General features: G+C 55.9%; 21 protein-coding genes and 1 pseudogene. 6 read left to right on the top strand and 16 right to left on the bottom strand.

Translation table 11 applies throughout. The features are described from left to right. Positions 1-43: 43 nt before the first annotated feature. The 6 genes and pseudogenes from O3C79_RS14315 to O3C79_RS14290 form a co-directional block, all read right to left on the bottom strand. Positions 44-874, bottom strand: coding sequence for an AraC family transcriptional regulator (locus O3C79_RS14315; RefSeq protein WP_494383654.1), 831 nt, complete (start codon positions 872-874; stop codon positions 44-46). A gap of 140 nt (positions 875-1,014) precedes the next feature. Then, positions 1,015-1,444, bottom strand: a pseudogene (locus O3C79_RS14310) (SDR family oxidoreductase). A gap of 210 nt (positions 1,445-1,654) precedes the next feature. Beyond that, on the bottom strand, positions 1,655-2,260 hold the full coding sequence (locus O3C79_RS14305) for a transglycosylase SLT domain-containing protein (RefSeq protein ID WP_494383653.1): 606 nt from the start codon (positions 2,258-2,260) through the stop codon (positions 1,655-1,657). Positions 2,261-2,633: 373 nt separating this feature from the next. After that, positions 2,634-3,416, bottom strand: a complete 783-nt coding sequence (yaaA, locus tag O3C79_RS14300; protein ID WP_494383652.1) for a peroxide stress protein YaaA — start codon at positions 3,414-3,416, stop codon at positions 2,634-2,636. A 71-nt stretch (positions 3,417-3,487) separates the two neighbouring features. Further along, positions 3,488-3,721, bottom strand: a complete 234-nt coding sequence (locus O3C79_RS14295; protein ID WP_494383651.1) for a DUF2789 domain-containing protein — start codon at positions 3,719-3,721, stop codon at positions 3,488-3,490. Positions 3,722-3,803: 82 nt separating this feature from the next. Further along, positions 3,804-4,082 (bottom strand): hypothetical protein, encoded by a 279-nt coding sequence (locus O3C79_RS14290; RefSeq protein ID WP_494383650.1) that lies wholly within the window; start codon positions 4,080-4,082, stop codon positions 3,804-3,806. A gap of 130 nt (positions 4,083-4,212) precedes the next feature. On the opposite strand from O3C79_RS14290, the gene O3C79_RS14285 reads away from it, so the two are divergent. From O3C79_RS14285 to O3C79_RS14270, 4 genes are all read left to right on the top strand, one after another. After that, positions 4,213-5,490: a tryptophan--tRNA ligase gene (locus tag O3C79_RS14285; RefSeq protein WP_040886082.1), complete on the top strand. Its 1,278-nt coding sequence runs from the start codon at positions 4,213-4,215 to the stop codon at positions 5,488-5,490. Positions 5,491-5,514: 24 nt separating this feature from the next. After that, positions 5,515-6,441, top strand: coding sequence for a Dyp-type peroxidase (locus O3C79_RS14280; protein ID WP_494383649.1), 927 nt, complete (start codon positions 5,515-5,517; stop codon positions 6,439-6,441). A gap of 170 nt (positions 6,442-6,611) precedes the next feature. Beyond that, positions 6,612-7,511: a patatin-like phospholipase family protein gene (locus O3C79_RS14275; protein ID WP_494383648.1), complete on the top strand. Its 900-nt coding sequence runs from the start codon at positions 6,612-6,614 to the stop codon at positions 7,509-7,511. A 108-nt stretch (positions 7,512-7,619) separates the two neighbouring features. Then, positions 7,620-7,832, top strand: coding sequence for a hypothetical protein (locus O3C79_RS14270; RefSeq protein ID WP_494383647.1), 213 nt, complete (start codon positions 7,620-7,622; stop codon positions 7,830-7,832). A 114-nt stretch (positions 7,833-7,946) separates the two neighbouring features. On the opposite strand, the gene cysK is transcribed toward O3C79_RS14270, so the two are convergent. Continuing rightward, complete coding sequence (gene cysK / locus O3C79_RS14265; protein WP_494383646.1) at positions 7,947-8,915, bottom strand: cysteine synthase A; 969 nt, start codon at positions 8,913-8,915, stop codon at positions 7,947-7,949. A gap of 220 nt (positions 8,916-9,135) precedes the next feature. Between cysK and O3C79_RS14260 the strand changes: the two genes are divergently transcribed. Continuing rightward, entirely contained in the window at positions 9,136-9,621 is a 486-nt protein-coding gene (locus O3C79_RS14260; protein WP_494383645.1) for a tetratricopeptide repeat protein, read from the top strand. Here the strand turns inward: O3C79_RS14260 and O3C79_RS14255 are convergent. The 8 genes from O3C79_RS14255 to O3C79_RS14220 all read right to left on the bottom strand — a co-directional run bounded on the left by O3C79_RS14255 (position 9,618) and on the right by O3C79_RS14220 (position 16,720). Beyond that, complete coding sequence (locus O3C79_RS14255; RefSeq protein ID WP_494383644.1) at positions 9,618-11,030, bottom strand: DUF4139 domain-containing protein; 1,413 nt, start codon at positions 11,028-11,030, stop codon at positions 9,618-9,620. The two genes, O3C79_RS14260 and O3C79_RS14255, sit on opposite strands and share 4 nt — an antisense overlap. A gap of 13 nt (positions 11,031-11,043) precedes the next feature. After that, positions 11,044-13,176, bottom strand: a complete 2,133-nt coding sequence (locus O3C79_RS14250) for an SUMF1/EgtB/PvdO family nonheme iron enzyme (protein WP_494383643.1) — start codon at positions 13,174-13,176, stop codon at positions 11,044-11,046. A 78-nt stretch (positions 13,177-13,254) separates the two neighbouring features. Beyond that, complete coding sequence (kdsA, locus tag O3C79_RS14245) at positions 13,255-14,103, bottom strand: 3-deoxy-8-phosphooctulonate synthase (protein WP_494383642.1); 849 nt, start codon at positions 14,101-14,103, stop codon at positions 13,255-13,257. Positions 14,104-14,137: 34 nt separating this feature from the next. After that, positions 14,138-14,548: a hypothetical protein gene (locus tag O3C79_RS14240; protein ID WP_494383641.1), complete on the bottom strand. Its 411-nt coding sequence runs from the start codon at positions 14,546-14,548 to the stop codon at positions 14,138-14,140. 83 nt (positions 14,549-14,631) lie between these two features. Then, positions 14,632-15,564 (bottom strand): GIDE domain-containing protein, encoded by a 933-nt coding sequence (locus O3C79_RS14235; RefSeq protein WP_494383640.1) that lies wholly within the window; start codon positions 15,562-15,564, stop codon positions 14,632-14,634. Positions 15,565-15,567: 3 nt separating this feature from the next. Then, complete coding sequence (locus tag O3C79_RS14230) at positions 15,568-16,140, bottom strand: LemA family protein (protein WP_494383639.1); 573 nt, start codon at positions 16,138-16,140, stop codon at positions 15,568-15,570. Positions 16,141-16,216: 76 nt separating this feature from the next. Then, complete coding sequence (locus O3C79_RS14225; RefSeq protein WP_010322228.1) at positions 16,217-16,426, bottom strand: DUF2788 domain-containing protein; 210 nt, start codon at positions 16,424-16,426, stop codon at positions 16,217-16,219. A gap of 108 nt (positions 16,427-16,534) precedes the next feature. Next, complete coding sequence (locus tag O3C79_RS14220) at positions 16,535-16,720, bottom strand: CopG family transcriptional regulator (RefSeq protein WP_494383638.1); 186 nt, start codon at positions 16,718-16,720, stop codon at positions 16,535-16,537. Between the two features lie 110 nt (positions 16,721-16,830). Between O3C79_RS14220 and dauA the strand changes: the two genes are divergently transcribed. Next, positions 16,831-18,564, top strand: coding sequence for a C4-dicarboxylic acid transporter DauA (dauA, locus tag O3C79_RS14215; RefSeq protein WP_494383637.1), 1,734 nt, complete (start codon positions 16,831-16,833; stop codon positions 18,562-18,564). Here dauA and O3C79_RS14210 read toward each other — a convergent pair. Beyond that, complete coding sequence (locus tag O3C79_RS14210) at positions 18,503-21,130, bottom strand: EAL domain-containing protein (protein WP_494383636.1); 2,628 nt, start codon at positions 21,128-21,130, stop codon at positions 18,503-18,505. The genes dauA and O3C79_RS14210 overlap by 62 nt on opposite strands. Positions 21,131-21,268 lie beyond the last annotated feature (138 nt).

Here is a 21,268-nt window from a genome sequence, read left to right as displayed (position 1 = left end):
CTACGTGGATAAAAGTGACTTCCACGTTAGGTCAAAAATATGGCTAAATATTGTCGAAAATTGACTCTGTTTGCTGATATTGGCGTGGAGTCGAGGCCGTGTGGGTCACAAACGCTCGGTGAAACTGGCTCTGGTCTGAAAATCCGACAGCTGCTGACACGTCAACAATGGGTAGGCCTTGTCTTAAGTAAAGCTTCGCCTTTTCAACGCGCGCATTATTTACAAAGGCTTTGGGAGTAATGCCAAACTGTTTGCTGAACAGGCGGATGATACCTTCCTGAGAACGGCCCAATTCCTGCGCAAGCACAGCCAGTGACGGAGGGTGGGTCAAGTCCTTCAGCAATCGCCGTCTTATGTGCTGTGCGACACCGTCTTCCTCATATTCTTCATCGCAGGGTGAACACCAGTGACACAGCACCTGAAATGCCAACTGCTCAAACGCCAAATGTATACGGGGCAGGTTATCTTCCTCCAATTGCTTAACAAATTTCAGGAACTGTTCAAATAAACCAGAATCCTTAATCAGTACTTGATCAGAGTACAGGCGGGTGATGGGACTGGAATAGAGGCGCGACAGCGTGCTCAAGCACCACTGAGAATTGACATACAGCATGTGATAGCTTCGAGGAATGCCATCGACAGGGTTACAGGCATGAACCTTTTCAGGTTCAATAATAACGACATCGCCTGTTTCTACCCGTTGCTCCTGTCCGCTAATGGACAGTCGAGTCTGACCGGAAACAACGGCTCCAATGGATAGTCCTGAGTGAGTATGAGCTTTGTACGGTTGTGAACTTAAAAACGTGCTTCGTAGCTCAAAAAAGGGCAGTTCATCGTGCCGCCAAAATTGCTGGTTGATGTCTCGGACTTGCATGAGTACCGGGTATCACTTGTTGGCTGTTGTTGGATTAGCTTAACCAAGTGACTGAGTGAAGTTAACGATTGTCTGTAATTTCGTGGTTAGAAAGTACTTCATTTATATCGGCTCGATGTTCTCCGCTAGCATGTTCGCTCTCATTTGGATCGAGCGACCTGAATAAATCCAGAGCTGTGTTTTAGAGCATTGATGGCTGCAGGCAGGCCGGTAACAAATGCTGCTTCATCAGACAGTAACCAGGCGACGGGGCCTGAAACATCTTCAGGTGTGCCATTTCGGCGCAGTGGCGTATGAGCTGCCAGGCGCTTTGTCAGGTCGTCAGGCAAAGCGTCCTCTACCATCGGTGTCAGCATGATGCCGGGATTTATAGCGTTCACGCGAATGTTTCGAGGCCCTAATTCCAAAGCCAGCGTGTGTATCATGGGGAGTACCAATCAAGTTTGTTTGCAGCAAATCTTCCAAACTGGACACGTCAGTATTGACAAGCTGCGAGAAGCCATCCAGCACACCCGTATTGGCGAAAACACCATCAAGTCGTCCGAACCTGCTCTTGACCTCTTCGACCATGGCCTCGGTAGAAGCCTGGCTTCTGATATCGCAGGTGATGGAAGTCGAGATATCGGGTTCAGAGTAACATTTCTAACGTGACAAACCGCTTTGGGCCGGAAACAACGGCCGAGGCAGAGCCCTGTAGCATCCGCTATGTGAGCTAGACAGTCCACCCACGCACATGCATAACGCTCGCCCAAAGCCCTTATCTGAATTCCTATCAAACTCTCAAAACGGCCACCACCAGGATGAGGAAGCAAGACTGTCCCTGCAGCCTCTTAGCTGCTCGCCGTACATCCGCGCGTTGGCAGCAACTTTTCTGGCGACCTGCACCAGCCAGCCCTTGCTGTTGAAGGTCTTTCTCTGCCAGCCGGTATGGCCTTCGTGGTAGGCGAGGTACTGGTTGTAGGCGTCCCATTTCGAGATGCCGAGTGTGCGTTGCGAGACGCTGGCGTACCAGCCCATGAAATCAACGGCATCGTCATATTCATCGCGGTCTGCGCCCCAGTTACCGGTCTTGTCCTTGTACCAGTCCCAGGTGCCGTCTTTTACCTGCGCATAGCCATAGGCGCTGGATACGCGCCACCACATGGGAATGCCCAAGAGGGTATCCCGTGGTGGGGCGGCATTATGCTTGAAGCTGGACTCCTGCCGCATAATCGCCAGCTGTACCTGTATGGGTAATCCATATTTGCGCTCAACATCCAGTGAGGCTTCAAACCAGTCGGGTTTCTCTCTGAATATGCGGCAGGCATTTTCCACATTGGAAGGTGGCGTGGTCGCACATGAGGCTAACAGGAAGGGCAGGGGCAGGAGTAACAGGCTTTTTTTCATGTTCACTCAGAAACCAGGTTTAAACGGCAGGTGACAGCGCATTTGCTAATGCGCAACAACCAACGTTTTTATCACTATAGTGTCTGCTTTCGGATGTGCCGTCTGCTGGAGTAGGCAGCGCCATCTGCTGACTCCATTGATCATACAGAGATAAAGTGTCGCCGGTAGGCTTGGAGTGGGGATTTTCCGCCTTAACTGACATGAATCCAGGTGTGCTCAGCTATTTCGGCTGAATGCCAGTTCCCTACAAGTGGGTCGAAGTCATGCTTAGCCGTGCTCTTTGCCCGTTTCAGTATCGTGCAGAGCGCATTTATCGCCAAAATAGAAAAGGGGCCTTAAGCCCCTCTGCTGTGTCACCTTGTGGCGTGCTATTTTACTTCGCCGGCGGCTCGTCGCGCAGGAATACCCAGGTATCGCCTTTGCTCTCTTCGGCACTGAAGTAATAGCCTTCCAGGTCGAATTTCTTCAGGGTTTCCGGCTCTTCGATACGGTTCTGAATCATGTAGCGGGTCATCAGTCCGCGTGCCTTTTTGGCGTAAAAGCTGATGATCTTGTACTGGCCGTTTTTCAGATCCTTGAATACCGGGGTAATCAAACGGGCGCGCAGTGCCTTGGGTTTGACCGCCTTGAAGTACTCGTTTGATGCCAGATTGACCACCACTTCACTGCTGCTTTCGGCCAGCTCATCGTTGAGGGATTCGGTGATGATGTCGCCCCAGAAGTGGTAGAGATTATCGCCACGGGCATTGGTCAGTTTAGTGCCCATTTCCAGTCGGTAGGGCTCCAGCAGGTCCAGCGGGCGCAGTACGCCATAGAGGCCTGACAGAATGCGCAAGTGATCCTGGGCAAAGCTGAAATCATCTTCGCTGAAGCTGGCAGCATCAAGGCCAGTGTAAACATCGCCTTTAAACGCGAGGACCGCCTGGCGTGCATTGTCCTGTGTATGCTTGGGCTGCCAGCTTTCATAGCGGGCCACGTTCAGGCTGGCCAGCTTATCGCTGAGCTTCATCAGGTCGGCCACATCCTGCACCGACAGCTTGCGCAGTGTCTCGATCAGCATCTGCGAGTGTTCGGTGAAGCGGGGCTGGGTGTGGGTTTCGGTGGCCAGGGGCGAGTCGTAATCCAGGGTTTTGGCTGGAGAGACCAGTGTCAGCATCTGGGCGATGTCCTCAATGGAAATAAAAGACAGGGAGCGGGCAAGGGCACCCGCTCCGTTAAAAGACTAAATCAGGCGTGCAGGCTGGCGTTCAGCTCATCCACGACCTCGGCCCAATCGGAGTCGCTGCCGATTGCCTCACGCAGGAAAGAAGCTTGTGAGCTGTTCCAGAAGGATGCCTCATGCAGTGGTAACTCATCGCTGGTGAGCTGGTGAGTGCGGATAAATTTTTCAATGGAATCCGTGTCGCTTGCCAGGCCCAGTTGCTCGAACAGGGCTGAAAAGGTATGTGTCGATGTATCCATGCGTGCCTCCGATTCATTCAGTCGGCTGATTAGACCGCTTCTATTATGGCTGAGTCATGCCGTTTGTCAAAAGTTGACTAAATTAGTGGGTCTTTAGCCTCAGGTGCCAAAGTTGACGTATTACCAGGCTTATCATGGCGCCGGCCAGTACCAATAGCGAGTTGGCCAGCGGTGGCGCTTTCAGGCTCAGCACCGTGATGGTGCCGGCGGCAAACAGCAGTCCACCGAGCAGGCAGAGGCCTGCCACTACCAACAAATAGGCAATAGTGGGTGGGCTGAGTGGGCGGGTTACATAAAGCAGAAAGGCCGCGGGCAGTGCAAATCCGCCCAGTGTGATAAACGAGGGTAGCAAGTCATCCATAAATCAGAATATCTCCGTATCAGTTGGCCATTACACGGGGCGTATGACCAGCAACTTGTGTATCATAGCCTTTTGCGAAGTGCAGGGTCATCCCAGACCCGGGCAGGATGAATCGACTGACGAGTAAATGATGACTAAGAAAACCGTTCTGACCGGTATTACAACCACCGGTACCCCCCATATCGGCAACTATCTCGGCGCCATTAAACCAGCCATCGACGCGAGCGAGAATCCCGCGTTTAACAGCTACTTCTTTCTGGCCGACTTCCACGCACTGATCAAGTGTCAGGAGCCGGAACGTGTAGCCCGTTCCACCCGCGAGATTGCTGCAACCTGGCTGGCGTTGGGGCTGGATACGGACAAGGCGACTTTCTACCGTCAAACCGACATTCCTGAAATCACCGAGCTGACCTGGATTCTGACCTGTCAGACCTCCAAGGGCCTGATGAACCGTGCCCACGCCTACAAGGCGGCCGTGGATGCCAACCGCGATGCGGGCAAGGAAGATCTGGATGATGGCATCACCATGGGCCTGTTCAACTACCCCATCCTGATGGCTGCGGACATCCTGATGTTCAACGCCGACATCATTCCGGTGGGCAAGGACCAGATCCAGCATATTGAAATGGCGCGTGATATTGCCGGCCGTTTCAACCACAACTTCGAGTCCCTGTTCACGCTGCCGGAAGCCCAGGTGGATGAAGAAACCCAGCTGATTCCGGGTCTGGATGGTCGCAAGATGTCCAAGAGCTATAACAACACCATTCCGTTGTTCAGCTCTTCCGATGATCTGCGCAAGCTGATCAACCAGATTGTCACCGATACCCGTGAGCCGGGTGAGCCGAAAGATCCAGACAATACCTTGATGCATCTGTACCGCTGCTTCGCCACCGAAGCAGAAAGCGAAGCCATGCGTCAGCGTTTTGTTGAGGGTATTGGCTGGGGTGATGCCAAGAAAGAGCTGTTCGAGTACCTGGACGCCCAGCTGTCTGCCCCGCGTGCCCGTTACAATGAACTGATGAATGATTTGGGTGAAGTGGAAGCGGTACTGCATAAGGGGGCCGAACGTGCCCGTGAGTACTCCGCGCCTTTCCTCGATAAGGTGCGCCACGCTGTGGGCATCCGTTCCCTGACCGACACCAGCAGTGCGCAGAAGAAGGCAGAGGTGAAGGACAAGGAGAAGTCAGCTGAAGAGATCGCACGTGCAGAAGAAGGTCGCCGTCGTGCCATTCTGATGCAGATCCGTCCGCTGCTGGAGCGCGTGGAACAGGCTGAAGACAAGGCAGAAGCTGCCAAGGCACTGGTTGCAGAGAAAACGGCTGAAGTGGAAACACTCAAGAAGAAAGCCCGTCAGAAAGCCCAGAATGAACTGGACCTGCTGACTGAAGAGTTGTCCGCTCTGCTGTAAGCCGGGCGGTAAGGGGAGAGAGCAATGCGAGACACGTACCAGTCGGGCCTGATTGCTGAATCCAGCAAGGATGCCCTGTTTTTGACCTTTAACCAGAGCCATGTGGAGGGCGCCCGTGAGTTGGTGCGTGCGTCTCTGGCATCAATGCCGGCGCTGCTGGATGATTTTCGCAACCGTTATCCGGAAGCGGATCTTCACCTGACGGTTGGTGTAGGTTCCGGCTACTGGGACCAGTTTAACCCGGAAGAACGTCCAGCTTTGCTGCGTGCCTTCCCGGCGCTGGAGCAGGGCGGGCGCGTGGCGCCTTCTACCCCGGTGGACTTGCTGTTCATCGTGCGTGCGGATCAGCACGATGCGGTGTTTGAACTCGGTGCCGCAATCAGCCGCAGCCTGGACGATGCCGCCGAGCTGGTGGAAGAGATCCATGGCTTCCGTTATCGCGATATGCGTGACCTGACCGGTTTTGTCGATGGTACCGAGAACCCGGAAGGTGATGACCGCCTGGACGTTGCGCTTGTGGGTGATGAAGACCCCGAGTTTGCCGGTGGCAGTTACCTGCACCTGCAGCGCTATGAGCACGACCTGGGTGCCTGGGAGCGTCTAAGCGTCAAACAGCAGGAAGATGCCTATGGCCGCACCAAGGACGAGAACATTGAGTATCCGGGCGACAAGAAGTCACCGCACGCGCACACCAAGCGTACCTCGCTGAAGCGTGAAGACGGCAGCTCCATGGAGATCCTGCGACACAGCATGCCTTACGGCGATAGCCAGCGAAAAGGTCTGATGTTTGTCAGCACCTGCCGCACGCCCGAGCATTTCGAGCTCATTCTCAAGAGCATGGTGGAAGGCGATGACAGCGGCCATGCCGACCGTATTCTCGACTTTACCCGCGCCGTGACGGGCTCTGCTTTCTTCGTTCCTACCCGTCATTGGCTCACTCAGCTGAGCTGATCCTGCAGCCGGAGTGGCATTGTCACTCCGGCTCTACCTTTCTGATTTTACTTACCTTTTTATTTACGGGCCTGCCGTGGGCAGGATATGGGTCTATGGTTTAAACAGGAACATTGGCACCGGGGGTGTCGATGTGGATACGGATTTCCGGTTGTAGAGGAGTGGGGGCTATGACGGAACACGGAAGCGGTACAACCGTCTCGCTGGTGCTGGGCAGTGGTGGTGCACGCGGATTGGCTCATATCGGCGTTATTCGCTGGCTTGAAGAGCATGGATATCAGATCCGTTCTATTGCCGGTTGCTCCATGGGGGCGCTGATTGGCGGCATCTACGCGGCTGGCAAGTTAAGCGAATATGAACACTGGGTACGCTCGATTACCCGCATGGATATAATGGCGCTGCTGGACCTGACCTGGGACAGGGGTGGCCTGGTACGCGGGGATCGATTGATCGACACCCTGACCAACCTGGTCGGTAATGTGCTCATCGAAGATCTGGAACTGCCCTTTACTGCGGTGGCCACCGATCTGGAACGGCAGAAAGAGGTCTGGATCAACAGTGGCAATCTGTTTGATGCCATTCGGGCATCCATAGCCATTCCGCTGCTGTTTACCCCGTTCCGCTACCGTGGCCTCACGCTGGTGGATGGCGGTGTACTGAACCCGGTACCCATTGCGCCCACCTTTCATGATGACACCGACATTACTGTAGCGGTAAACCTTAACGGACAGATGGTTGAGCAGACGGCCCCAGTGGCAGATCCTGACGAGACCGACACGGAAGACGCTCCTTTAATACATGATCGTATAGGCCGTTTCATCCAGCGGCTACAGCAAAACAAGACGGAAGCGCGTCCACGGGATTGGGGCGCCTATGGCGTAGCGATCCAGGCATTCGATAGCATGCAGAGCAGCATCGCCCGCCAGAAGTTGGCTGCCTACCCGCCAGACGAGATTATTGAAGTGCCCCGTAATGCCTGTCAGATGCTTGAATTCAACCGTGCTGCCGAGATGATCAGCCTCGGATACCAGAAGGCAGAAACGTGTTTGGGCGCGATAAAACGGTCCTAGCAGGTTGTCATTGAAAGACCTTAAAACCGTCATCTGCTTGTTAAATTTGAAAAATAGGCTATGCTTTATGTAATAAAACTACATAATAAGCATCGGGGCAGAGAAAAGATGAAAAGCGTAGACATGAATGCAAACACTCAAGAACGTACCATTGCGATTCTGGGTGTTGATGGTGAAAACTTTGAAGTCAGCGGTGTATATCAAGGCAGCGCGCGCAAGCCCAGCTCCTACATCCTGACACGCACCAGCGGTGATACCGTCAGCGTGCGTGATTTGAGCAGCTTCCCCAGCCATCAGCAGGTTCGTGACCTGATGAGCTGAACCCGCTGCTGAGATAATCCTGTATCGGATTATCGCTGCAACCACATACGAAAACAGCCGCTAATGCGGCTGTTTTTGGTTACATGCTGTACAAGTTGTATTGTTACTACAAGGTTACTGTACGTTCTCGTTATCAGTGAACATGCCTTCAAACAGGGCAGAGCTGAGGTAACGCTCACCAGAATCCGGCAGAATCACCACAACCTGCTTGTCTTCGTTTTCCGGCTTGGCTGCTTCACGCAGAGCCGCTGTCAGGGCCGCGCCACAGGAGATGCCGCACAGAATACCTTCCTTCTGCATCAGGTCACGGGCGGTCGCCATGGCATCTTCGTTGCTGACCTGCTCCACATGATCGACCAGGTCCAGATCCAGGTTCTTGGGCACGAAACCGGCACCGATACCCTGAATCTTGTGCGGTGAAGGCTTAACTTCATCACCCGCCAGTGTCTGGCTGATCACCGGAGAATCCAGCGGTTCTACCGCGACACTGCGGATCGCCTTGCCCTGGGTATTCTTGATGTAGCGGGATACGCCTGTCAGAGTGCCGCCGGTGCCCACGCCTGCCACGAAGATGTCCACCTGGCCATCGGTATCACGCCAGATTTCCGGGCCTGTGGTCTGCTCATGGATAGCCGGGTTGGCCGGGTTCTCGAACTGCTGCAGCATCAGGTACTGCTCGGGATTTTCGTCGACCAGCTGCTGTGCCTTTTCAATGGCGCCTTTCATGCCCTTGGCCGGTTCTGTCAACTCGATTTCAGCGCCCAGCGCCTTCATCAGCTTGCGACGCTCAAGTGACATGGAGGAGGGCATGGTGAGCACCAGCTTGTAGCCCTTGGCGGCAGCAACAAAGGCAAGCGCGATACCGGTATTGCCACTGGTCGGCTCAATCAGGGTCATACCGGGCTTGAGGCGGCCTTCCTGCTCGGCGGCCCAGATCATGTTGGCGCCGATACGGCACTTGACGGAGCCGGCCGGGTTACGCGACTCAATCTTGGCCAGCAGGTTGCCCTGCGGCCACAGATGCTTGAGGCGTACCAGTGGGGTATTCCCGATCGTCAATGCATTGTCTTCGTAGATGTTCATTCGCGAATCAACTCCCTTGCTGCTCGATTAGGTTGGCTGCGCCTGAAAAACCAGTTGTGACGCTTCAGGCGTATCCGGAAACGGTCTAGTGTCAAAACAGGCTTCTGCCTGTCGGCTGACAACAGGTATAGTTCAGTGTAACGGTCTATGTGGCTGAATGTCAGATATTTTTATCATATCGTTATAAAAATAATTGCTTTAAGTGCACAAGGATATAAGGATGCGTGTGTTAAGACGCTCGATGGCGCCTTTGGTTCACTGGTTGGCAGCACGACTGTTTCATCTGCCGGTGCTCAAGGGGTCCAAACGACGGCACCGAGTTGCCATGAAGCTTTACCGTATCGCTGCTGAAAGTGGCAGTCGGGCGGCGCTGTCGACCTATGGGCATCTGCTGCATTTTCGGGGCGAGGATGTGGCGAGCCGGGTGCAGGGTGGTATTTATCTGGAACGTGCTGCTTATATGGGTGATGCCAAGGCGCAGTACCAGATGGGGCGTATCTACGAGCAGGGGTTTGAGCATTATTTTCGGCCCGACCCGGCCAAGGCTCTGGCCTATTACCGCATGGCGGGAGAGCAGCGTCATCCGCTGGCTGTGCGGCGTATGGTCGAGGTCTATGAAGAGGGGGTGCTAGGGGCCGCTATCGACCCCGCGCGAGCGGAATGCTGGCGCAAGCGTCAGCATCCACTCGCAGGAAGTGGTGCTTAAATTCTAAGCAGTTTGACGCTGAAGCTCAGTTCGCGGGTTTCACCGGCTTTCAGGTTCAGTGTCCATTTCAGGTTGCTGGCGTCTGTTTCTGCCGGCGCCGCATCTGCCTTGATCAGTTCAAACGGGCGTGGCATCAGTGCCGTCACTACAAAGGGTTTGCTCTCTTCAGAGCGGTTGCTCAGCGTGAGGGTGTAGCTCGTCTCATAGCCGTCAAACAGCTTGGTGAAGCTGGTCTGGCGATATTCTGATTCCAGATCAAAGGCCTTACCCAAGGTGATTTCGGCGCGGTCGCCTGGTGCGGTGGCGGGCATGTGGCTGCCGCCAATAAACTGCTGCTGCCCCTGTTCATCCGGGCGGAAAACACGTACCTGGCCGGCTGGTAGAGGTGTACGCCCTTGAGTAACTGCGGGTGCTTCGAAGCTCAGCTTGATGTCCGGTTTAAGGCCCTCTACCGGCTGTTGCTGATGGGTCGCGACCTGGATCTGCTGATGATATTCGATCTGCGTGGGTAGCTGTTGCTGGCTGATCAGCGGGATCTGTTTTTGCTGCTGGGCCTGCAGGCTCAGGCTGCGTTCGAGACTATACAGGTGGTAGTCCTGCACGCTTGAGGGGCTTGCGCCGCCAGATGAGTCCGCACGTGGTGACATAGCCAGTGCCTTGCTTTCCATGCGGAACGCCTGTTGCGGCTCGTTAACCTCACCGGCCAGCAGTTTGATGCGGGCATCGGGCCAGTCAATATCACTGTCGTTGCTCAACGTGGCCAGGCCCTGCAGGTTCAGGTGCTGGCTGTCGGCTTCCAGGTTCAGCACATAATCCATACTCCAACTGATGCCGCGGGTCAGGTAGCGCAGCTGTGCCTGGCCAGGCTTATCAGTGCCCTGGGTCTGGAAAGAGAGGCTGGGTTTGAGCTGGAACTGCCCGGGGCTGTCGAGCAACAGGCGCCACTGGCCGTCGTGAAGAGTAAGAGTTTCGATACGGCCTTCGCCATTCTCCACCATCAACATATTGCCTTGTGCGCGCAGCAGTCGAACGCTACGTGCCTGTTCATCACCGGTCGCCGAGTTAAAGCGCATCAGACGGATCTCCTGGCCGATCTGTTGTTGCAGCAGGCGGTTCAGGTCCAGAGTATTGCTTTCCAGGTTCTGCTCAAGAATGGTACCGGCACCGATGACCTGCAGGGTTTCCGGCAGCATTTGCGAGCTTACACCGGTCAAGGTGATCGGGCTGGCGCTGGGCAAAGCCGGTGTGGTGCGTGTTTCTTCTACCAGTGCCAGGTTACGCTGATACAGCGTCAGGCTTAGGCTTTCACGGCTTTCCTCGGTCAGTTGCAATGGTGCTGCACTGAGTCCGGCCAGGGGCTGGAGGCAGAGGGTCAGTGCCATGGCCTGCAAAAGTCGGTTCGGTGTCATTGGGGGCTCCGGTTTATTGACTGTTCGCTTCATTCAAATCCAGTGCCACCCGGAAACCCCAGCTGTTGCGGGAGGTATTGGCCGGGTGGCGGTAGCGGCTGGCGGGGCGGGTCAGGCGCGGAATATCGAACCAGGAACCACCGCGCATCACACGCTGGTTGCAGCCGGTGATCTGGGCCGCGTTGCCGTCGCTCGGAGCGTTGCTGTAGTCAGGCTGATAGCAGTCCAATACCCACTCATCCACGTTGCCGCTCATATCATGCAACCCCCAGGGGTTCGCTTTTGCGCTGCCGACGGGAGCGGTTTGTTTGCCACCCCACTGGGTGTCACAACCATCACAGACGGCATAGCCATCCAGCATCTCATCGCCCCACCAGTAGACGCTTTGGGTGCCTGCGCGGGCACTGTATTCCCATTCAGCTTCTGTCGGCAGGCGATAGGGCTGTCCGGTCTGTTCGGCCAGCCAGCGTGCGTAGGCTGCGGCATCCTGCCAGCTCACATTGACAACCGGGCGCTTGCCTCGTCCCCAGTCTTCATCCTCAGGCAGATCACGCCCGGTCGCTTGGGCAAAGCGATCATAATCTTCAAAGGTGACTTCATAGCGTGCCAGTGCAAAGCTGACCGGAATCTGAACATCATGCACCGGGTACTCATTGTCATCGCCCTGGCCGTGCAGGTCGCCCATGCGGAATTGGCCTCCCGGAATCACGACCATCTGCGGGCCGCGACTGCCGTCCATGAGTTCATCCTGAAACAGGGTCAGGTGAGGTGTTGGCTGGCCGGATTCGCGTACTTCATCGGCAGGCAAGATGTCTTCATTTTCTACCGGGGCTGCGGCAGCCTCGGCGGACTCGGCCTGTGCGGCGGCCAATGCCTGCTGCAGGCGTTGGCGTTCCTGTTCGGAGGATTCAAACGCGGCTCTGAGCTCACGGTTGTCCTTCATCATGGCAACGGCTTGAGAGCCTACGTTATCCAGCTGTCCGCCGAAGAACATCAGGGCCAGCCAGCTGCCGGTCAGTATGCCGAACAGGTAGGCGGCGCCCAGCCCCAGCCAACGCCGGGCTGCCGGCCCTGGTTTCAGAAAGGCAAAACTCGGCCTTTTACGCGGTTCCGCGTGCTCCGCATCAACACCCTCGGCTGGAGCGTCTGCGGCAGGTGCATTGTCTGTATCGCTGGTATCTGTCAATTCAGGTTCAGTAGTGCTTTCGACAGCTTCAGGCTCGGGTGCGCTATCTGTTTCTTCAGTCGGTTTGTTTTCACCCTCTTCGGCTTCAAGGGCCTGTGCATCCAGTTCAGGCTCTTCAGCCTTTTCCGGCTCAGCAAACAAGGCCTTTATAAGGGTCAGGGCGCTCTCGGGGCGTTGTTCTGCTTCAGGTAAAAGTGCCTGGTTAAGTGTCTGCGACTGGGACTTGTCGAGCCCGGAGGGTTGCTTGAACTCACGCTGGTAACGGGTGTTTTCGCCGTCCTTGTCTTGAAACGCTGTTTTACCGGAGTAGAGCTCCCAGGCCATGACCGCCAGAGCGTAGACATCATTCTGCGGCGCTGGTGTGTGAGCATGAAAGGCTTCAGGCGCCTGGTAGCGATGGTAGTGCGGCTTTGTCGGCAGGCTGTCTGCCAGTGGAGCAATGACGGGGCGCCAGCCAAAACCAAAGAGTTTGACGCCGCCGCCGGTGTTCAGAAACACGCAGTCCGGTGCCAGCAGGTCATGGGGGGAGGGTGAGCGCTCCAGTGCCTTGGTCAGTTGGGTCAGCAGCCCCTGCTTCTGTTTTGCGGACAGTTTTGCTGCCTGTTTTTTCTGCAACAGGTCGGACAGAGTTTGCCCGTTCAGGTGCTCCAGCGACAGGAACTCAAGTCCGCGCCAACTGAAATAGCCATAGGTGCGCAGGATATGAGGGTGTGTCAGAGAGCGGTTCTGCTGGGCCAGGCGGTGGACTTTCTTGGTGACATTGGCCTGCGCAGCCAGAACCGGCCAGAGAAACAGCAGGCTGACCTGAGTCCGGGCTGCCGTTGAGATATCCTCGGCTTCCCAGATTTGCCCTGCAAAATGATCACGCTGCTTGCGTGTGAGTTGAAAACGGTGGTGATCAGGTCCTACGACCAGCTCTTCCTTGAGCGCGTTGAACACTTTTTCATGGGTATTTGCCATCGGCTGTAGCCTTCCTTAGAACAACAGCAAGAGTACAACAGGACAGGGGGCCAATGTCAGCCCCGTGTCCGCCGGGTATCAGGCGCTGGTATCCAGAGGCGGGAAGGATTTAACCAGTTCGTCGACTGCTTTCATCTGCTGCAGATAGGGTTCCAGTTTGTCCAGCGGCAGTGCACAGGGGCCGTCACACTTGGCTTCATTGGGGTTCGGGTGAGACTCAAGGAAGAGACCGGCGATACCCTGAGACAGACCTGCACGTGACAGCTGCGCAACCAGTGCGCGGCGGCCATCAGCAGAGTCGGCACGACCGCCCGGCATCTGCAGTGCATGGGTGGCATCAAACATGACCGGATAGCCAAACTCTTTCATGACGCTGAAGCCCAGCATATCAACCACCAGGTTGTTGTAGCCAAAGCTGCTGCCGCGCTCACACAGAATGAGGCGGTCGTTACCGGCTTCTTCGCACTTGTGCAGAATGTGCTTCATTTCCTGGGGCGCCAGGAACTGGGCCTTTTTGATATTGATCACGGCACCGGTTGCGGCCATGGCACTGACCAGATCGGTCTGGCGAGACAGGAAGGCCGGCAACTGGATGATATCGCAGACTTCGGCAGCCGGTGCGGCCTGGTAGGGCTCATGCACATCGGTGATCAGGGGCACATTGAAGGTCTTCTTGACCTCTTCAAGAATCTTGAGGCCTTCATCCAGACCCGGACCACGGAAGGAGGTGAGAGAGGAACGGTTCGCCTTATCGAAAGAGGCCTTGAAGACGTAAGGGATGTCGAGCTTCTGGGTGACCTCGACATAGTGTTCGGCAATGCGCAGCGCCAGATCCCGCGATTCCAGCACGTTCATGCCGCCGAAAAGCACCATGGGCTTTTCGTTGCTGATCTCGATGGCTCCTGCGGTAACAACCTTCTGTTGCATAGATTCCTCTCATTACTGGCGCGTAAAAGAGGGATTATAAGCCATCCGATGGAAAATGTGCCGCCTCTGACTCGATCCATTCCAGTGCCAGCTTTTCGGCGTCATCGTCAGGGGCGTCTTCCTGCGATATACAGATCTGGCAAAGTTGCTCCAGCATGCGGGCCCGGAACAGCTGTTCCTGGTCAGGGAATGCCAGCTTAAGGCGATACTGGCTTTCTTGGCCAGGTACAGGCAGGCATTCAACAACCAGGGCATTAATGCCCAGATCAGGATCGACGCCGGGTGCGGTAATCCTGAGCCACTTGCCGGGCGTGTAAAGACGAAAACTCAGGAGTGACAGTCCCAGGGGCAGTGAGGCGTCACTCCATTGCGGAGCGGGTATGATCGGGAGCAGTTCAAGTTTGATCCGGTCGGGGTGTTGCAGATAATGCTCTGGGCATCTCATTATATCGACCTCGAACAACGCACGTATAAGATGAATATAGGATGAATGTCGGCGTCCTGTAGTGCAGCTTGAGCACTTTTTGCTCAGTTTGCCAGCAAAACCTCCAAAAACAGCCAGAAAGTAGTAAGGCTGCCCGCAAAACATCCCAATGATATCCAGCGATAACGTTTTATCAGTTGTTCTTCATCCAGTGTTGATAAGAGGTACGGGTGTTTGCCGTCTTCTGGATCGTTCAACACATTCATGTCGGGCAGGGCATGCAAGTCGGCCTGTTGCTCACGCGCTTCCCGCCGTGCCGCTTTTTGCGCTTCCTTCCATTCATCCATGCTGATGTTGCCGTCCCCGTCGGCATCAAAGCGTGCCTTAAGGCCTTCGGGGTCCTGCTTCCAGCTGCGCAGCAGATCCCGTGCCGTACTGGCCTGGTCAAGCTGATCGCGGCCACCGCCCACCGTGTTGAAGCGACCCAGTGCATAAATGGGCTCGTGTTCAAAGATGAGGCGTTCGGTATAGCGGTAGCGTTCGCCTCCCAGTACTGAGGTCATCACCGAGGCGATGCCTTCAGAACCAAGGCCGGATGCGAGGCCGGGAAAGGAGCCGCTGGCTTGCCAGGTATGTTTGTGGTTGGTGCTGACTTCCGCGCCTTCGGGGTCGATCAGGCAGGTTCCGGTGCCGTCATTGATTTGGAACCAGTGCTCTGAGATGCCGCTGCGAATCGTGCGCCAGCGCTTTTTATCGTTCACATCATCCAGCTCTTCCACCTTGTACTGGTACCAGACACAGGGCCTACCGGAGAGCGGGGCGCTGAGCATGCCATCTTCACCGGCAATGACATGGCCGATGATTTCCACATACCCCTGGGGCGCCGAGCGGATGCGTGCCGTGGGCGTATCTGCAATGATGCGATAGCGCTGCATGCGGCTGAAGACAAACCAGAGTGCGCCCAGGCAGAGCACACCCAAAATGCACAGGAAAATGGTCTTTTCCAGGGGTTCGAGCGGGCTAATATCCAGAAACATGGCTTAACCAAACAGGTTTTTCATGTTTACGTCGGCCTTTTCGGCCTCGTCGAACTCCAGTAGCTCAGCCGCTTTGAAGCCGAACTTGCGCGCGACGACTACATCCGGGAACTGTTCAATGCGCACATTCAGGTGGTTGACCGAGTCGTTGTAGTATTCTCGGCGGTCGGCGATGCCGGACTCAAGGCCTGTGATGCGGCTGTGCAGGTGCATGAAGCTGTCGCTGGCACGCAGCTCTGGGTAGTCCTCGGCGACGGCAAAGAGATTGCCCAGACCGAGTCGCAGCTGGGTTTCGGCCTGCCCAAGCGCACCAACATCCTCGCGTTCACGGGCGCTGGCAACTGCAGAGCGTGCTTCCATGACGGCGGTGAGAGTTTTCTGCTCATAACCCATATGCTGCTTACAGGTTTCAACCAGCTTTGGCAGCTCGTCATGACGCTGTTTCAGCAACACATCGATATTGGCCCAGGCCTTGGACACGGCGTGTTTCAGTCGAACCAGATGGTTGTAGATGGAGATGAAGTAGAAAGCGGCGACGCCAATAATGGCGAGAAAAATGATCAGCGAAGTATCCATTTGCAGTCCTGCCTGAGTAATCCTTGGATCACTATAAACCAGGCAGAACTTGGGGGAAAGGCGTGGCGCGGCTGCGTTAGATGCCGCCGCCTTCCATCAGTTCGACGACGATGGTTTTGACCAGAAATGCCGCCAGACCAAGGCCCAGAGCGAAGAACAGAATGATGGTGCCAAAGCGCCCTGCATTGGACTTCTTGGCCAGATCGTAAATGATGAAGAAGATCGCACCGGCAAATACAACCAGTCCGACATTGAGCATGATGGCTTCGATTTCCTCAAGACGCATTGCGAACCTCCCGAAAATTTGGGCAAAAATTATACCGGATAGCGGCGCCCGACATAAGCGCTAACTTTGCAGACGATTGTTGCAGGCAGATACGAGATAGATTGGACCTCAGGGGTATTCAGGGCCGAACACCTGCTCCTGCCACTCCGGGCCCAGCTCCGTTTCGATGTAATCGCGGATGAATTTGCGCACCATCTGTGATGGCGTCACATCCTGCTCATTACATAGGCGTTCGAATACGGCTTTTTTTTGCGGGTCGATCAGAAGGGTAAGGCGGGCAGTACGTTTTTCCATGAAGCAATCCAGACAGCTCAATTTGAAAGTATGTTAATCATATTAACATTGAATAGTATTTGAGCAAAATGTAATGTAACTGAATCAATTTCATGTTCGAGGTCTCGCGGATGTCACGCCATACACGCCTTCATGCCCTGTCGTTGTCCAGTGCCCTGCGTGAGGTGTGGCGTGAGGGCTATGACAGCGGCAAACTTTGGCGTGATGTGATGGCCGGCCTGAGTGTTGGCGTGATTGCCATACCGCTGTCCATGGCGCTGGCGATTGCCAGCGGCGTAAGGCCTGAATATGGGCTATACACCGCCATTATTGCCGGCTTTTTGATTGCACTGACCGGCGGTTCGCGTTACAGCGTATCGGGTCCTACTGCCGCTTTTGTGGTGATCCTCTACCCAGTGGCTCAGCAGTACGGTTTATCGGGGCTGCTGGTGGCGACGCTGATGTCATCGCTGATTCTGCTGGTATTGGCCTTTGCTCGGCTGGGGCGGCTGATCGAGTATATTCCCGAGCCAGTCACACTGGGGTTTACCTCGGGTATTGCCATCGTCATTGCGACGCTGCAGGTACCGGATCTGTTCGGACTGTCGCTGACCCTGCCTGAAACCTGGTTGCCACGTGTATGGGCGTTGCTACAGGGCTTGCCGAGCATGGATATCGCGGCATTTGCGGTGGCGGCGGTGACCTTTGCCGTGCTGGTATTCTGGCCGCGTTTGAGGCTGCCGATGCCTGGTCATTTGCCGGCACTGCTGGCGGGCGTGGGGCTGATGCTGGTGCTGCAACCCTTCGGTATGGAGGTCGATACCATCGGCAGCCGTTTCTCCTACCTGCTGCCGGATGGCACTGAAGGGCAGGGTATTCCGCCTTTCTTCCCCGAATTTACCTGGCCCTGGCAGCAGCCGGGGCCTGAGGGTGTGCCTCTGGACTGGTCCTGGTCGCTGGTAAGAGAGCTGCTGCCGGCGGCGTTTTCCATTGCCATGCTGGGCGCGATTGAGTCCCTGTTATGTGCGGTGGTGCTGGATGGCATGACTGGCAAACGCCACCACGCCAACGGCGAGCTGCTTGGGCAGGGAGTGGGTAACCTGGTGGCGCCTTTCTTTGGCGGGTTTACCGCAACTGCTGCGCTGGCACGCTCGGCGGCCAACTATCGGGCGGGCGCCTGTTCGCCTTTGGCCAGTGCTGTGCATGCTTTGGTGGTGCTGGCCGGCTTGTTGGTGTTGGCGCCCATGCTGGCCTGGCTGCCGATGCCCAGTATGGCTGCGCTGCTGCTGATGGTGGCCTGGAATATGAGTGAAGCTCCGAAAGTAGTGCATCTGTTGAAGCGGGCACCGCGCGGGGATGTGCTGGTGCTGCTGACCTGCCTGTTGCTTACTGTGCTATTCGACATGGTGATCGCCATTTTTGCCGGCATCTTGCTGGCGTCACTGCTGTTCATGCGGGATTTGGCCGGAATGACGCGTTTCACGGATATCAGTGAGCAGCGCAAGCATGTACCCCAGGCGTTGCCGCAAGGCTGGCAGGTATTCAAGGTGAGCGGGCCGCTGTTTTTTGCCGCTGCTGAAAGGGTGCTGGAGGAGCTGACGGATGCCTGTGCAGAGGCCCGTGGTGTGGTGCTCTATATGGATGCTGTTCCCCTGCTGGACGCCGGCGGGCTCAATGCGCTGGAGCAGTTTGTTGCCCAGTGTCAGGCGCGAGGGACCTGCGTCATCGTCGCTGACCTGCAGTTCCAGCCCCTGAGGGCCTTGAGCCGTGCCGGGGTGCAACCGAAAGAGGGTGTGTTGACCTTCAGTCCGACACTGGCGGCAGCGCTGGAGTCTCTGGTTCCGCCTGCTGCAGCCAGTCACTGAGGGCTTCAGCCGGCAGCGGGCGGCAGAACAGGAAGCCTTGCATCAATTCACATTGCTGGTCGAGCAACATCTGGCACTGCTGTTCTGTTTCCACACCTTCGGCGACCAGGCGCAGGTCCAGGCTGGCCGCCATCGAGATGATCGCCTTGACCAGTGACTGGGCATAGCGATCAGAATCCAGGTCGTTAATGAATTCCCGGTCGATCTTGAGCGTATCCACCGGGAAGCGCTTGAGATAACTCAGAGACGAGTAGCCGGTACCGAAGTCATCAATGGCCAGGCTCACGCCCAGCTTTTTGAAGCCCTGCAGCCAGCGCAGGGTTTCTTCGCTGTCCTGCAATAGCAGTCCTTCGGTTATTTCCAGCATCAGATCGCCTGGGGTCAGGTTGTGCTGCTGTAGCACCTGCTCAACCTGCCGGGCATCCAGGCTCAGTTCACGCTGACGTTCGGAAATATTGACCGACAGATAAAGGGCATGGCCCTGGCTGCGCCATTCGGTCAGTTGGGCGCAGGCTGTTTGCAGCACCCAGCGCCCGATTTCTCCGATGAGTCCGGTCTCTTCGGCCAGCGGGATAAACTGGTCCGGAGGAATCAGGCCGCGCTCGGGGTGGCGCCAGCGCAACAGGGCTTCAACGCCCTGAGTACGACGGCTGTGTCCGTCCATGATCGGCTGGTAGTGCACTTCCAGTTGATCCCGGCTCAGGGCATGGCGAAGATCCTGCTCCAGCGTCATGCGCTGGTTGGCATGCTCCTGCATGGTGGCTGTGAAGAAGTGGGCCTGGTTGCGACCGGACTGCTTCGCCTTGTACATGGCCAGGTCAGCATTGCGAATCAGTTCTTCGGCTGTGTCGGCATCGCCAGGGTGCATGGCAATACCGATACTGGCGCCAATGATGATCTCACGGCCGGACAGGTTGAATGGCGTGCTTATCTGGTCAATCAACTTTTGTGCAACGTGTGCAGCATCGCCTTCGGACTTGATGTTATGCAGCAGCACTACGAACTCATCACCACCGAAACGGGCCACGGTATCGGTATCCCGGACACAGTCGTTGAGGCGGGCAGACACCTGCTTCAGCAGGTCGTCACCATATTCGTGGCCCAGAGAGTCATTAACGTATTTGAATCGGTCAAGGTCGATAAACAACAGTGCGATCAACTGCTCATCGCGGTCGGCCGTAAGAATCGCCAGGTTGAGTCGATCCGACATCAGTGTACGGTTAGGCAGCTCAGTGAGTTCGTCATAGTAGGCTTGGCGGACAATCTGAGCTTCGTCGTTCTTGCGTTTGGTGATATCTGAGAAAACGGCAACATACTCGAGAATTTCGCCGTCGCTGTCGCGAACCACGGATACGGATAGCCATTCCGGGTATATACTGCCGTTCTTGCGACGGTTCCAGATCTCGCCGCTCCAGGAGCCCTGGCGAATGATCTCCTGCCACATGTCATCATAGAAATGGGCGTCGTGTCGGCCGGAGCTGAGGATGCTGGGATTTTGTCCCTTTACATCGTCCAGCTCGTAGCCGGTGATGCGGGTAAAGGCCGGGTTGATGGTTTTAATCAGGCCATTACCGTCCGCTACCATGATCGCTTCGTTACTGGTGTTGAACACCGCTTCGATCATCTTCAGCTGTTCTTCGGTTTCCTTCTGCTGGGTGATGTCTTCCTTTACGGCGATATAGCTGTGGCAAAAGCCTTGCTCATCCCGAACAGCAGAAATGGAAGCGGATTCCCAGAACAGGGAGCCATCCTTGCGTCGGTTCAACAGTTGGCCATGCCACTCCTCGCCTCGTTCAAGGGTGGCCCAAAGCTCTCGATAGACCTGTTCGGGCATCTCGCCGGAGCGCAGCAGATCGGCCTTCTGGCCCAGAGCCTCATCACGACTGTAACCGGATACCTGACAGAATTTGGGGTTTACATACTCAATGTTGCCGCGGATATCCGTGATCATCACGGAAGCGGGGCTTTGTTCCATGGCCCGGCCCAGGCTGCGCAACTTCTGCTCGATTCGCTGGGTGTGGGTGATATCGGTACGCACGCAGGCCATGCCACCTTCGCGGGTCTGACTGTTGTTGGCCAGGATCGCGTGGCCGCTATCCAGGTGTTCAATGCTGGTTTCGGAGCCGGGGCGGTTGCTGTCGACCGACTCTCGCTTAAGAATGTGCGGTGCCAGTTGTTCCTGAAACGCATCCCAGCGCTCAACTTCAAGGTTGTCCATCCAGGGGTACACTTCACGCCAGCGGCTGTTACACAGCAGCATGCGGCCCCCCGGCGCAAAGAGCGCAAAGGCTTCAGGCAAGCTTTCGACGGCGTCATGCATGCGTTCGCGTGCAGACTCGGACTGTTGACGCAGCAGGATGAAGCGTCTGAGCAGGTCGCCCATCAGCAGGACAAACAACAAGAGAACAAAAATGATGGTCACGCCGACGGCGCGGGACTCTATAACAGATGCGTTGCTGTTATCTGAAGTTCCGAGCAAGTTGGTAAAGGACACCAGCAAAATCACCAGGTTACAACCGGTGAGTACCAGCATCAGTTTGAGCGCACGTGCTGAAAGGCGTTTCATTCAGGCCTGCATGTAAGGGCTATAACCAAGTTCATAGGGTGAAGTGTATCGATTGGACGACCGATATCCAGATTTTAACCTGTATCGAGCTGTTTTTTTTAATTTTTATAGATTTTGATCACCGACTTTGGGATGATT

The sequence above is a fragment of the Marinobacterium sp. NO-S09 genome, from assembly GCF_059179545.1.
This window is presented reverse-complemented; position numbering and strand designations above follow the sequence as displayed.

What these genes read in the sequence shown, in the direction of transcription:
- O3C79_RS14315 (WP_494383654.1), bottom strand. Translation starts at nt 874, where the DNA reads ATGCAAGTCCGAGACATCAACCAGCAATTTTGGCGGCACGATGAACTG.
- O3C79_RS14305 (WP_494383653.1), bottom strand. Translation starts at nt 2,260, where the DNA reads ATGAAAAAAAGCCTGTTACTCCTGCCCCTGCCCTTCCTGTTAGCCTCA.
- yaaA (WP_494383652.1), bottom strand. Translation starts at nt 3,416, where the DNA reads ATGCTGACACTGGTCTCTCCAGCCAAAACCCTGGATTACGACTCGCCC.
- O3C79_RS14295 (WP_494383651.1), bottom strand. Translation starts at nt 3,721, where the DNA reads ATGGATACATCGACACATACCTTTTCAGCCCTGTTCGAGCAACTGGGC.
- O3C79_RS14290 (WP_494383650.1), bottom strand. Translation starts at nt 4,082, where the DNA reads ATGGATGACTTGCTACCCTCGTTTATCACACTGGGCGGATTTGCACTG.
- O3C79_RS14285 (WP_040886082.1), top strand. Translation starts at nt 4,213, where the DNA reads ATGACTAAGAAAACCGTTCTGACCGGTATTACAACCACCGGTACCCCC.
- O3C79_RS14280 (WP_494383649.1), top strand. Translation starts at nt 5,515, where the DNA reads ATGCGAGACACGTACCAGTCGGGCCTGATTGCTGAATCCAGCAAGGAT.
- O3C79_RS14275 (WP_494383648.1), top strand. Translation starts at nt 6,612, where the DNA reads ATGACGGAACACGGAAGCGGTACAACCGTCTCGCTGGTGCTGGGCAGT.
- O3C79_RS14270 (WP_494383647.1), top strand. Translation starts at nt 7,620, where the DNA reads ATGAAAAGCGTAGACATGAATGCAAACACTCAAGAACGTACCATTGCG.
- cysK (WP_494383646.1), bottom strand. Translation starts at nt 8,915, where the DNA reads ATGAACATCTACGAAGACAATGCATTGACGATCGGGAATACCCCACTG.
- O3C79_RS14260 (WP_494383645.1), top strand. Translation starts at nt 9,136, where the DNA reads ATGCGTGTGTTAAGACGCTCGATGGCGCCTTTGGTTCACTGGTTGGCA.
- O3C79_RS14255 (WP_494383644.1), bottom strand. Translation starts at nt 11,030, where the DNA reads ATGACACCGAACCGACTTTTGCAGGCCATGGCACTGACCCTCTGCCTC.
- O3C79_RS14250 (WP_494383643.1), bottom strand. Translation starts at nt 13,176, where the DNA reads ATGGCAAATACCCATGAAAAAGTGTTCAACGCGCTCAAGGAAGAGCTG.
- kdsA (WP_494383642.1), bottom strand. Translation starts at nt 14,103, where the DNA reads ATGCAACAGAAGGTTGTTACCGCAGGAGCCATCGAGATCAGCAACGAA.
- O3C79_RS14240 (WP_494383641.1), bottom strand. Translation starts at nt 14,548, where the DNA reads ATGAGATGCCCAGAGCATTATCTGCAACACCCCGACCGGATCAAACTT.
- O3C79_RS14235 (WP_494383640.1), bottom strand. Translation starts at nt 15,564, where the DNA reads ATGTTTCTGGATATTAGCCCGCTCGAACCCCTGGAAAAGACCATTTTC.
- O3C79_RS14230 (WP_494383639.1), bottom strand. Translation starts at nt 16,140, where the DNA reads ATGGATACTTCGCTGATCATTTTTCTCGCCATTATTGGCGTCGCCGCT.
- O3C79_RS14225 (WP_010322228.1), bottom strand. Translation starts at nt 16,426, where the DNA reads ATGCGTCTTGAGGAAATCGAAGCCATCATGCTCAATGTCGGACTGGTT.
- O3C79_RS14220 (WP_494383638.1), bottom strand. Translation starts at nt 16,720, where the DNA reads ATGGAAAAACGTACTGCCCGCCTTACCCTTCTGATCGACCCGCAAAAA.
- dauA (WP_494383637.1), top strand. Translation starts at nt 16,831, where the DNA reads ATGTCACGCCATACACGCCTTCATGCCCTGTCGTTGTCCAGTGCCCTG.
- O3C79_RS14210 (WP_494383636.1), bottom strand. Translation starts at nt 21,130, where the DNA reads ATGAAACGCCTTTCAGCACGTGCGCTCAAACTGATGCTGGTACTCACC.